This window comes from Cytobacillus spartinae, assembly GCF_042865285.1.
Taxonomy (GTDB): domain Bacteria; phylum Bacillota; class Bacilli; order Bacillales; family Cytobacillaceae; genus Robertmurraya_A; species Robertmurraya_A spartinae.
On record NZ_JBIACK010000029.1, the window covers coordinates 1 to 10,517 of the forward strand.

At 38.7% G+C, this 10,517-nt stretch carries 8 protein-coding genes, 9 tRNA genes and 2 rRNA genes; 18 read left to right on the top strand and 1 reads right to left on the bottom strand.

What is annotated here, in order from left to right; all coding sequences use genetic code 11:
• The 12 genes from ACFYKX_RS26995 to rocF all read left to right on the top strand — a co-directional run.
• Nucleotides 1-127 (top strand): 23S ribosomal RNA (locus ACFYKX_RS26995); the annotation flags it as partial.
• A gap of 227 nt (nt 128-354) precedes the next feature.
• A 5S ribosomal RNA gene (rrf, locus tag ACFYKX_RS27000) occupies nt 355-471 on the top strand.
• A gap of 10 nt (nt 472-481) precedes the next feature.
• Nucleotides 482-556: transfer RNA gene (locus ACFYKX_RS27005), tRNA-Asn, on the top strand.
• 38 nt (nt 557-594) lie between these two features.
• Nucleotides 595-667, top strand: a tRNA-Thr gene (locus ACFYKX_RS27010).
• A gap of 26 nt (nt 668-693) precedes the next feature.
• Nucleotides 694-768, top strand: a tRNA-Glu gene (locus tag ACFYKX_RS27015).
• Nucleotides 769-774: 6 nt separating this feature from the next.
• A tRNA-Val gene (locus ACFYKX_RS27020) sits at nt 775-850 on the top strand.
• A 177-nt stretch (nt 851-1,027) separates the two neighbouring features.
• Nucleotides 1,028-1,103: transfer RNA gene (locus tag ACFYKX_RS27025), tRNA-Thr, on the top strand.
• Between the two features lie 9 nt (nt 1,104-1,112).
• A tRNA-Tyr gene (locus tag ACFYKX_RS27030) sits at nt 1,113-1,196 on the top strand.
• Nucleotides 1,197-1,258: 62 nt separating this feature from the next.
• Nucleotides 1,259-1,333 (top strand) — tRNA-Gln (locus ACFYKX_RS27035).
• Nucleotides 1,334-1,518: 185 nt separating this feature from the next.
• Nucleotides 1,519-1,591: transfer RNA gene (locus ACFYKX_RS27040), tRNA-Lys, on the top strand.
• Nucleotides 1,592-1,606: 15 nt separating this feature from the next.
• A tRNA-Ala gene (locus tag ACFYKX_RS27045) sits at nt 1,607-1,682 on the top strand.
• A gap of 208 nt (nt 1,683-1,890) precedes the next feature.
• Nucleotides 1,891-2,784 (top strand): arginase, encoded by an 894-nt coding sequence (gene rocF, locus ACFYKX_RS27050; RefSeq protein WP_389365404.1) that lies wholly within the window; start codon nt 1,891-1,893, stop codon nt 2,782-2,784.
• Between the two features lie 37 nt (nt 2,785-2,821).
• Here the strand turns inward: rocF and ACFYKX_RS27055 are convergent, their stop codons facing one another.
• On the bottom strand, nt 2,822-2,983 hold the full coding sequence (locus ACFYKX_RS27055) for a Spo0E family sporulation regulatory protein-aspartic acid phosphatase (RefSeq protein WP_389365406.1): 162 nt from the start codon (nt 2,981-2,983) through the stop codon (nt 2,822-2,824).
• Nucleotides 2,984-3,195: 212 nt separating this feature from the next.
• On the opposite strand from ACFYKX_RS27055, the gene sigW reads away from it, so the two are divergent.
• The 6 genes from sigW to glmS all read left to right on the top strand — a co-directional run bounded on the left by sigW (nt 3,196) and on the right by glmS (nt 10,364).
• Nucleotides 3,196-3,759, top strand: a complete 564-nt coding sequence (gene sigW, locus ACFYKX_RS27060; RefSeq protein WP_389365408.1) for an RNA polymerase sigma factor SigW — start codon at nt 3,196-3,198, stop codon at nt 3,757-3,759.
• A gap of 18 nt (nt 3,760-3,777) precedes the next feature.
• Nucleotides 3,778-4,407, top strand: coding sequence for an anti-sigma factor family protein (locus ACFYKX_RS27065; protein ID WP_389365410.1), 630 nt, complete (start codon nt 3,778-3,780; stop codon nt 4,405-4,407).
• Between the two features lie 202 nt (nt 4,408-4,609).
• Nucleotides 4,610-5,437 (top strand): diadenylate cyclase CdaA, encoded by an 828-nt coding sequence (gene cdaA / locus ACFYKX_RS27070; protein ID WP_389365412.1) that lies wholly within the window; start codon nt 4,610-4,612, stop codon nt 5,435-5,437.
• The gene (locus tag ACFYKX_RS27075; RefSeq protein WP_389365414.1) at nt 5,430-6,668 is read left to right on the top strand and encodes a CdaR family protein; all 1,239 of its coding nucleotides are present in this window, start codon (nt 5,430-5,432) and stop codon (nt 6,666-6,668) included. The genes cdaA and ACFYKX_RS27075 overlap by 8 nt, the downstream gene beginning before the upstream one ends.
• A 32-nt stretch (nt 6,669-6,700) precedes the next feature.
• Nucleotides 6,701-8,053 carry a phosphoglucosamine mutase gene (gene glmM, locus ACFYKX_RS27080; protein ID WP_389365416.1) on the top strand — a complete coding sequence of 451 codons (1,353 nt, stop codon included), beginning with the start codon at nt 6,701-6,703 and terminating at the stop codon, nt 8,051-8,053.
• A gap of 508 nt (nt 8,054-8,561) precedes the next feature.
• A complete protein-coding gene (gene glmS / locus ACFYKX_RS27085) occupies nt 8,562-10,364 on the top strand; it encodes a glutamine--fructose-6-phosphate transaminase (isomerizing) (RefSeq protein ID WP_389365418.1) in 1,803 nt (600 codons plus the stop codon).
• The last annotated feature ends 153 nt before the right edge of the window (nt 10,365-10,517 follow it).

Sequence of the window (10,517 nt, forward strand, 5' to 3'; positions counted from 1 at the left end):
TCAAGATGAGATTTCCCATAGCGCAAGCTAGTAAGATCCCTGAAAGATGATCAGGTTGATAGGTCAGAGGTGGAAGCGCGGTGACGTGTGGAGCTGACTGATACTAATCGATCGAGGACTTAACCAAATAGAAAAGCGAAGGCGACTGTACAACTTCGACAGATGTTGGAAAGCCGACCGCGCAAATCCCGGTTTTGGATTTGTGGGGGCGGATTGAAACAGCCGAGAAGTTAGGAGCCGTAGCTGGACAAAGATTACTTGAATTCTTACTTCTTCTTCATAGCATTATCTAGTTTTGAGGGAATAAAGCTTTTTCGCGAAGCGAAAATAGGTTTCCATTCCTGAATTAAATAGTCTGGTGATGATGGCGAGAAGGTCACACCCGTTCCCATACCGAACACGGAAGTTAAGCTTCTCAGCGCCAATGGTAGTTAGGGGCTGTCCCCTTGTGAGAGTAGGACGTCGCCAGGCTGTTAAATATTCCGCAGTAGCTCAGTGGTAGAGCACTCGGCTGTTAACCGAGCGGTCGTAGGTTCGAATCCTACCTGCGGAGCCAATTTCATAAAGACTTATGTCTTATGAGCTGGATGCAATGCTTCCATAGCTCAGCAGGTAGAGCACTTCCATGGTAAGGAAGAGGTCACCGGTTCGAATCCGGTTGGAAGCTCTCTAAAATTATAGATTCATAGAAATGGCCCCTTGGTCAAGCGGTTAAGACACCGCCCTTTCACGGCGGTAACACGGGTTCGAATCCCGTAGGGGTCACCATTTATCGGAGGATTAGCTCAGCTGGGAGAGCACCTGCCTTACAAGCAGGGGGTCGGCGGTTCGATCCCGTCATCCTCCACCATAAAATTGAACAAGCCTTAATATGCCGGTGTAGCTCAGTTGGTAGAGCACGAACGAATAAGCTTCCTGAATTTACTTCAGCATACTGATCGAAAGGCTACTTGATTAATCTTTCTGAGATCAGGATGACGTTAAGCTAAAAGGCGAACATAAAATTAAATACTCAATTAATAAAAATGCCGGTGTAGCTCAGTTGGTAGAGCAACTGACTTGTAATCAGTAGGTCGTGGGTTCGACTCCTATCGCCGGCACCATTTTATCCCGGAGGGGTAGCGAAGTGGCTAAACGCGGCGGACTGTAAATCCGCTCCTTAGGGTTCGGCGGTTCGAATCCGTCCCCCTCCACCATTTTAAATAGAACAAAAAGTGGACAAGATAATGACTGTCCTTTTTATTTTCACTTTTATTAATGGGCTATAGCCAAGCGGTAAGGCATCGCACTTTGACTGCGACATGCGTTGGTTCGAATCCAGCTAGCCCAGCCATCTTATTTACATAAGAAGCAATTGAGCCATTAGCTCAGTCGGTAGAGCACGAACGAATAAGCTACTCTGAGACCCATCAGAGTACACATCGAGAAGCTGCTTGGATAAACCTCCTGAGATGTGGACATCGCAGATGCCCTCAAAAAGACAAGGCTTAAGGTAGTTAACCAACTCTTATAAATCATGAGCCATTAGCTCAGTCGGTAGAGCATCTGACTTTTAATCAGAGGGTCGAAGGTTCGAGTCCTTCATGGCTCATCAATATTTTAACTAGGGGCCTTAGCTCAGCTGGGAGAGCGCCTGCCTTGCACGCAGGAGGTCAGCGGTTCAATCCCGCTAGGCTCCACCAATACATAAATATATTCTCCTTAGACCAATAGGTTTAAGGAGTTTTTGTTTTCAAGGGAAAAAACAATCTTCTTAGTTCATATAGACGAAAATCTAACTCTTTAGGCAATACTACCAATTAGCGTATATATATACACGATTATGTCGAGTTGAGTCATCAACGTGAAAGCGTTTAAAATAAGGGTAGATATGGTTTAAGGAGGATACATATGAAGAAGCTATCAATTATCGGAATGCCTATGGACTTAGGCCAAATGAGACGTGGGGTTGATATGGGGCCAAGTGCAATCCGTTATGCCGGCGTAAATGAAAGATTAAAGAAATTATTTGATGAGGTACATGATTTAGGTGATATAGCCATTGGAAGACCAGAAGTGATGATAGATGAAGAGTCGAATCTAAGAAACCTAGATTTAGTTGCTGAAAAAAATGAAAGTCTTGCAGTAGAAGTTGATAAAGCAATTGAATCTGGATCCTTTCCTTTAGTGCTTGGTGGAGACCACAGCATTGCAATTGGAACACTAGCTGGTGTTGCGAAGCATTATCAGAATCTTGGAGTAATCTGGTACGATGCTCACGGAGACTTGAATACAGCTGAAACATCTCCTTCTGGTAATATCCATGGTATGCCTCTTGCAGTAAGTTTAGGAATAGGACACTCTAAACTAACAAACGTAGGTGGTTATACCCCAAAAATCAATCCCGAGAACATCGTTATTATTGGTGCACGTTCGTTAGATGAGGGAGAAAGAGAGTTAATTAAAGAAAAGGGTATCAAAGTCTACACGATGCATGAAATTGATCGTTTAGGTATGACTAAGGTTATGGAAGAAACGATTGCTTATTTAAAAGATAAAGATGGTGTACATCTCTCGTTAGATTTAGATGGCCTAGATCCACATGATGCACCTGGTGTAGGAACTCCTGTTACTGGGGGAATTAGCTACCGTGAAAGCCATTTAGCAATGGAAATGCTTGCAGAATCCAAAATTGTGACATCTGCTGAATTTGTTGAGGTAAATCCAATTTTAGATGATAAAAACAAAACTGCGTCTGTTGCAGTTGCCCTTATGGGATCTTTATTTGGGGAAAAACTACTTTAGGTAATAGATACAAAGCAGTAGCATTAATGTAAACATGCTACTGCTTTTTTGTTGTTATATCATCATATTTATTCAAAAGATCATCTAGTTTAGTACTGACAGCAATTACATTTTCATTGGATAAAGAGGATTGTGAGGCCAGATAGACCATCTCATTTCGGCAGTATTCAATTTCCTTTAGAAGATCTTTAACACTCATCATATCCTTCCTTTCTAAAACTAAATTTCCTATAAGAAGCTTGTCCTCTAATAAATCGTTATTATTTTTATTCCACATTGAAACTTTTTTAAACAAAAAATGTGAATTTTTGTTAAGATTATAACTGTGAAAAAGTTTTTTCAAAAAAAATGAAACCTTTTCCGCTATCGATTCGTAATATCGTATAGCCGCACAGAGCGGAGGTAAAAAGAATGGAAGCACTTGTAAAGAAAAGGATAAAGCAGGTCTTAAAAGGGGACCAAAGTGCATATGGGGAAATAGTTGAAATTTATAAAGACAAGGTCTTTCAAATTTGCTATAGAATGCTTGGTAATCGACATGAAGCCGAAGATATGGCACAGGAAGCTTTTATTCGAGCATATGTTAATATATCTAGTTTCAATATTAATTTGAAATTCTCAACCTGGCTTTATCGAATTGCAACGAACCTCTGCATAGACAGAATTAGGAAGAAAAAACCTGATTATTATTTAGATGCTGAAGTTTCTGGAACAGACGGACTGACCATGTATTCTCAAATTGCAGCGGATACGTCACTGCCTGAGGATGACTTAGAAAGTTTAGAGCTACAGGAAACGATTCAACGAGAAATTACAAAGTTACCGGAGAAGTATCGTTCCGTAATCGTTCTCAAGTATATAGAAGAGCTTTCATTAAATGAGATTAGTGAAATTTTAAATATTCCTCTAGGGACCGTTAAAACGAGAATTCATAGGGGAAGAGAAGCTTTAAGGCATCAATTAAGAAATGTATAACGTGAGAAGGTGATAACTTTGAAATGTGAAGATAAATATGTAGAATATATGCACCAGTACTTAGACGAGGAGATTTCTGTCGAAGAAGAGAAGGAACTTAGAGAACATCTAGCACAATGTGATACATGTCAAAGTCACTTTCATGAGCTTGAAAAAGCCATTGCTTTAGTTAAAAGTACTTCACATATACAAGCTCCAAATGACTTCCTAGATAATGTTATGGCGAAACTACCGAAAGAAAAGAAGAAGGTAGGAGTTCAAAGGTGGTTTAGACATCACCCGTTGCTTACGGCAGCTTCCCTTTTTATTGTTCTAATGATGGGAAGTGTAGTCTCTTCTTGGAATGGGGAACAGCAGCTCTCGGTCTCAAAACAGCCTAACCTTATAGTTCAAAACGATACGGTCATTGTACCTGAGGGAGAAATTATAACCGGGGATATCGTTGTAAAGAATGGGACGTTAAAAATTGAAGGTAAAGTAGATGGAAATGTTACCGTTATCAATGGTGAACAATACCTTGCATCAGCGGGGCAGGTAACTGGAGAAATTAAGGAAATCAACGAGATTTTCGAGTGGATATGGTACCATATCAAAAAGACAGGTAAAGAAATAGTAGATGTATTTGAAGACAAGGATAAAAGCAAATAACCTCAAGATAATAATGAACAAACTCAATTTACAAGCTCCTTATAATATCGAGAAAAGAAGTCACTCCATAAGAGTGGCTTTTTTCATAATATCTTCCTAAAAGGTCCTGGCGTGGTGGTGTCCTGTTTATTTATGGTATAATATTAAAGTTACTATAAAATTTTAATCAAGTTTTTGAAATATACATGTTGGAGGAAGGACAATGTCGCTCGAAGATTTCAACCTACTGAAATTATTAGCTAATACTATTGACATTCTCCTAGTTTGGTACGTTATTTATAGACTCATCATGGTGGTAAGAGGAACAAAGGCTGTTCAGTTATTAAAAGGAATTTTTGTCATTCTAATCGTAACTGTTATAAGTGACAGGTTCCAATTGCAAACCTTAAACTGGATGATGGAACAAGTACTACTTTGGGGATTTCTAGCCGTAATTATAATTTTTCAACCGGAGTTACGAAGAGCCCTTGAACAGTTGGGAAGAGGAAGATTTTTCTCTAGAACAACGAATCAAGAGGATCAGGAATTAGAGAAAATGGTTGAATCTATTGTAAAAGCAACTGATTATATGGCTAAGCGAAGAATTGGTGCTCTTATCTCGATTGAAAGAGAAACGGGGATGGGAGATTACATAGAAACTGGTATTCCACTTCAAGCGAAGATATCATCAGAACTTTTAATCAATATATTTATTCCGAATACACCATTACACGATGGGGCAGTTGTCCTACAGAAAAATCAGGTGGCTGCAGCGGCCTGTTACTTACCTTTATCTGAAAGTCCCTTTATATCAAAAGAACTTGGTACTAGACATAGGGCAGCTCTTGGTATAAGTGAAGTGACAGATAGTTTAACGATCGTAGTGTCAGAAGAAACAGGTGCCATTTCATTAACTAAAAATGGAGAATTGCACAGAGATTTAAAGATAGATGCTTTTAGAGAATTACTATCAAAAGAAATGCTTTCGCAATTGAAACCAAAACAAGCTTCTTCAACTCGTTGGAACTGGAGGGGGAAGAAGAATGGATAAGTATATAGACAAACTTATTGATAGCCGTTGGTTTATGAAAGTAGTTGCACTTGTACTAGCAATGCTACTCTTTGAAAATGTATATGATGGAAACCAAGATTCTGCGGTAAATGTTCCACAGGACCAAGAATCCGAAACGATAGCAAATGTTCCCGTAAAGACTTATTACGATACAGAGAACCTTGTTGTTTCAGGGATTCCTGAAACAGTCACTCTAACCATTGAAGGTCCGAAAGCAAATCTGCAACAAGTTAAAACTCAACAAGGTTTTGAGGTATATGTAGATTTAACGAATGCAGAAATTGGAACGCAGAGGGTACCAATCTTGATTAGGGATATATCTGATAAGGTCGAAGTAACGATTGATCCTGGATTTGCAAATATATCTGTTCAAGAAAAAGTTACAAGAGAATTCAGTGTTGAGGCAGAATTCGATAGCAAGTTACTAGATACTGGCTACATAGCCGAGCAAGCTAAGGTGGAGCCTAATAAGGTCAGGATAACGGGAGCAAAAGATGTTGTTGATAGAATTACTTACGTGAAAGCAGCATTGGATGTTAAAGGTCCCATAAAAGAGGACGTCACAACGGAAGCGAATATTCTTGTATTAGATCGACAATTAAACAAGCTTGACGTTATCGTTGAACCTGAAACAGTGGATGTAACGGTTCCAATTAAAGCTCTAAGTAAGACGGTCCCAATTCAGTTAGTCGAAAATGGAACTCCACCAAGTGGTATAACCATAGACTCCATTTCACTAGGTGAAGATGAGGCAACGATTATTGCTGCTAGAGATGTATTAGAAAAAACGGAATCTGTTCGAGTGGAATTAGATGTTAGCAAAATCCAAAATGATACAGTAGTTACATTACCAGTCATCATTTCCGAGGGAATTGTAGAAGTAGATCCAGAAACGATTGAAGTTACTATAAAAGTTAATAAGAACGAGGATGTTACTTTTTCAAATCTCCCTATAAAAACAGAGGGGCTATCCGAACAATATAATGTTACGTTTACAGAACCTACTAATGGAGTTGTTAACCTTACTGTTTCGGGGTCAAGTGATATCATAAGTCAATTAAGTGAATCTGATTTTAATCTTTTTATTAATCTTTCGAACCTAGATACAGGAAATCACGATGTTGAAATAAATGTAACTGCACCGGAGAACATTCGATGGACACTGGGTAGAGAAACAGCAAGAATCTCAATTACAGAGAAAGAAGTATAAAAAGTGAGAATAGTTGAAGGAGAGATTTCTGAATGGGTAAATATTTCGGTACTGATGGAGTACGCGGAGTTGCAAATAGTGAGTTAACACCAGAGCTTGCATTTAAACTAGGGCGTTTTGGAGGATATGTATTAACAAAAGATCAAGATCGTCCAAAAGTATTAATTGGTCGTGATACTCGTATTTCAGGTCACATGCTTGAAGGTGCATTAGTTGCGGGACTCTTATCAATTGGTGCTGAAGTCATGCGATTAGGTGTTATTTCAACTCCTGGTGTGGCATTCTTAACAAAAGCACTTGGTGCACAAGCAGGTGTAATGATCTCTGCTTCACATAATCCTGTAGCAGATAATGGAATTAAATTTTTCGGACCAGATGGTTTTAAGCTTTCCGATGAGCAGGAATTAGAGATTGAACGTTTAATGGACCTACCAGAGGACGAGCTGCCTAGACCGATCGGAGCTAAACTTGGACAAGTAAATGATTATTTCGAAGGTGGGCAGAAGTATCTACAATACTTAAAGCAATCTGTTGATGAAGATTTCTCAGGAATACATATTGCCTTAGACTGTGCACATGGTGCCACTTCATCTTTAGCAACGCATTTATTTGCTGATTTAGATGCAGATTTATCGACAATGGGTGCCTCTCCAAACGGATTAAATATAAACGAAGGAGTAGGTTCGACCCATCCAGAAGCTTTATCACAATTTTTAAAGGAAAAAGAAGCTGATGTTGGCCTTGCATTTGATGGAGACGGGGACCGATTAATCGCCATTGATGAAAATGGAGATATCGTAGATGGAGATCAAATCCTATATATTTGTGGAAAGTATATGAAAGAGCATGGAAGACTTAAGCATAACACGGTTGTATCAACCGTTATGAGTAACTTAGGTTATTACAAGGGACTTGAAGCAGTAGAAGTAAATAGTGTTCAGACAGCAGTAGGAGATCGTTATGTAGTAGAAGAAATGAAGAAAAATGGCTATAACCTTGGTGGTGAGCAATCAGGTCATATCATTTTCCTTGATTATAATACAACAGGTGACGGGTTATTAACGGGGCTGCAACTTGTGAATATTATGAAGGCTACAAAGAAACCATTATCTGAGTTAGCGAACGAAATGCAAAAGTTCCCACAAAAACTTGTCAATATAAGAGTGACTGATAAACATCATGTAACAGACAATGAAAAAGTAAAAGCGATCATTACTCAAGTTGAAGAAGAAATGAATGGAGATGGACGTATCCTTGTTCGCCCTTCTGGAACAGAGCCATTAGTACGAGTAATGGCAGAGGCTCCAACCGAAGAACTATGTGCAGAATACGTGGATCGCATTGCAGCAGTCGTTAAACAAGAAATGGGATTAACTGAAGAATAATAGGATATGCATAAGGGAACGAATACAATCCCTTATGCATATTTTTATTATATGGAATTGGTTACACTAAAAGAAAGGCAATTAGAGTTGAAAGTAAAACGCACGCTCTGTTTCCTTTTTATGTTTTTAGTTGACGGACCAATTCATTCTGTTATATGATTATCCTTGATTTTTGGAATTAGTTAAAGATAAGCATCGTATGATATATAGAACAATACGATCCAAAGGTCTCATTATAGATAGAAAGGTGGATAGGGGAGAGAACTACAACTTAAAGCGCCTGAACTAGTCACATGAGAGGTGATTAGTTGACGAGGAGGAGGTTTATCGAAGTTTCGGCGGATACCTCCCGGTTGGTAAGCAGAACCGTAATTTTTTCTTTAAAACATTGAGGCAACTTAATGCACAAAGAGGAAGAAATGCTTAACAATAAATTACTTTACAGAGGTAAGGGGACAAGACTGTCCCTAAAAAGGCTTCTTGTCCCCTATTTTAGGAGGAAAGAAGTATGTGCGGAATTGTAGGTTATATTGGAAACAATGACTCAAAAGAAATTTTATTAAAAGGTTTAGAAAAGCTTGAATATAGAGGATATGATTCAGCGGGTATTGCTGTTATGAATGATAACGGGGTACATGTCTTTAAAGAAAAAGGAAGAATTGCTGATCTTAGAGAAATTGTGGACTTAGATGTTTCAGCTAATGCTGGGATTGGTCATACTCGTTGGGCAACTCATGGACCACCAAGCCAGGCTAATGCACATCCACACCAAAGTGAATCAACTAGTTTAACTCTTGTTCATAATGGAGTCATTGAAAACTATGACATCTTAAAGCGTGAATATTTGCAAGATATTTCTTTGAAAAGCGATACAGATACAGAAGTAATTGTTCAAATGATTGAACTATTCGTTAAAGATGGTTTATCTGTACTAGAGGCGTTCCGTAAAACGCTTAAGCTTTTAAAAGGATCTTATGCATTAGCGCTTTTAGATGAGAATGATAATGAGACCATTTACGTTGCGAAAAATAAAAGCCCACTCTTAGTAGGATTAGGATCTGACTTTAATGTTGTTGCTAGTGACGCTATGGCAATGCTTCAAGTGACTGATCAATATGTAGAGTTAATGGATAAGGAAATTGTGATTGTAACCAAGGATGAAGTAACGATTCAAACTCTTGATGGTGATGTTATTAATCGTGAAGCTTATACGGCTGAACTTGATGCAAGTGATATCGAAAAAGGAACATACCCACATTACATGCTAAAAGAAATTGATGAGCAGCCTGCTGTGGTTCGTAAGATTGTTCAGACATATCGTAACGAACAAGGTGACCTTAACATTGATGAGGGCATTGTAAAAGCAATGAACGATGCTGACCGTATCTATATCATTGCTGCAGGAACTTCTTATCATGCTGGATTAGTGGGGAAACAATTTATCGAAAAGCTAGCTAAAGTTCCAGTAGAGGTCCATATTTCAAGTGAATTTGGCTATAATATGCCTCTATTATCTGAAAAGCCGTTATTTATCTTTATTTCTCAAAGCGGGGAAACTGCAGATAGCCGTGCCGTTCTTGTGGAAATCAAAGAACTAGGTTATAAAGCATTAACGATTACGAATGTACCAGGTTCAACACTATCTCGTGAAGCGGATTACACTCTATTGCTTCATGCTGGCCCAGAGATTGCTGTTGCTTCAACAAAAGCATACACAGCCCAATTAGCTGTTCTAGCGATCTTAGCTGAAGTAACTGCAAAGAGCCGTGGAATGAATGTTGATTTTGACCTTACACAAGAACTAGGAATCGTTGCTAATGCGATGGATGTTTTATGTGGTGCAAAAGAAGAATTCGAAGAAATTGCACGTGAATATTTAGCAACTACTCGTAACTGTTTCTTTATCGGTAGAGGAATTGACTTCTATGTTGGTTTAGAAGGTGCATTAAAGCTAAAGGAAATCTCATATATTCAAGCTGAAGGTTTTGCTGGTGGAGAATTAAAGCATGGTACGATTGCTTTAATTGAGAACGGAACACCAGTCGTTGCTCTGGCAACACAAGAAAGTGTTAATTTAAGCATCCGCGGTAATGTTAAAGAAGTTGCTGCTCGTGGTGCAAATCCATGTATCATCTCAATGAAAGGACTAGAAACAGATGAAGATCGTTTCGTCATTCCTGAGGTACATGGGCTGTTAACACCTCTTATCTCTGTTATTCCATTACAATTAATCTCATACTACGCTGCACTTCACCGTGAATGTGACGTAGATAAACCACGTAACTTAGCAAAATCGGTTACAGTAGAATAATTTGTTTAGATTAAGACTGAATTTGTTGTTGAATCAGAATAAAGTTTACGGGATGAGAAAATAGTCTGCTTAAAAAGAAAAAAGTTTGCACGAAGTCTCGTGGGTGTATCCGGAGTATGGGTATATTCACGGGGCTTTTTTATGTTTTTTGTG

Bases quoted from the DNA above. Each gene is read 5' to 3' on its own strand.
- rocF (WP_389365404.1), top strand. From the start codon at position 1,891: ATGAAGAAGCTATCAATTATCGGAATGCCTATGGACTTAGGCCAAATG.
- ACFYKX_RS27055 (WP_389365406.1), bottom strand. From the start codon at position 2,983: ATGAGTGTTAAAGATCTTCTAAAGGAAATTGAATACTGCCGAAATGAG.
- sigW (WP_389365408.1), top strand. From the start codon at position 3,196: ATGGAAGCACTTGTAAAGAAAAGGATAAAGCAGGTCTTAAAAGGGGAC.
- cdaA (WP_389365412.1), top strand. From the start codon at position 4,610: ATGTCGCTCGAAGATTTCAACCTACTGAAATTATTAGCTAATACTATT.
- ACFYKX_RS27075 (WP_389365414.1), top strand. From the start codon at position 5,430: ATGGATAAGTATATAGACAAACTTATTGATAGCCGTTGGTTTATGAAA.
- glmM (WP_389365416.1), top strand. From the start codon at position 6,701: ATGGGTAAATATTTCGGTACTGATGGAGTACGCGGAGTTGCAAATAGT.
- glmS (WP_389365418.1), top strand. From the start codon at position 8,562: ATGTGCGGAATTGTAGGTTATATTGGAAACAATGACTCAAAAGAAATT.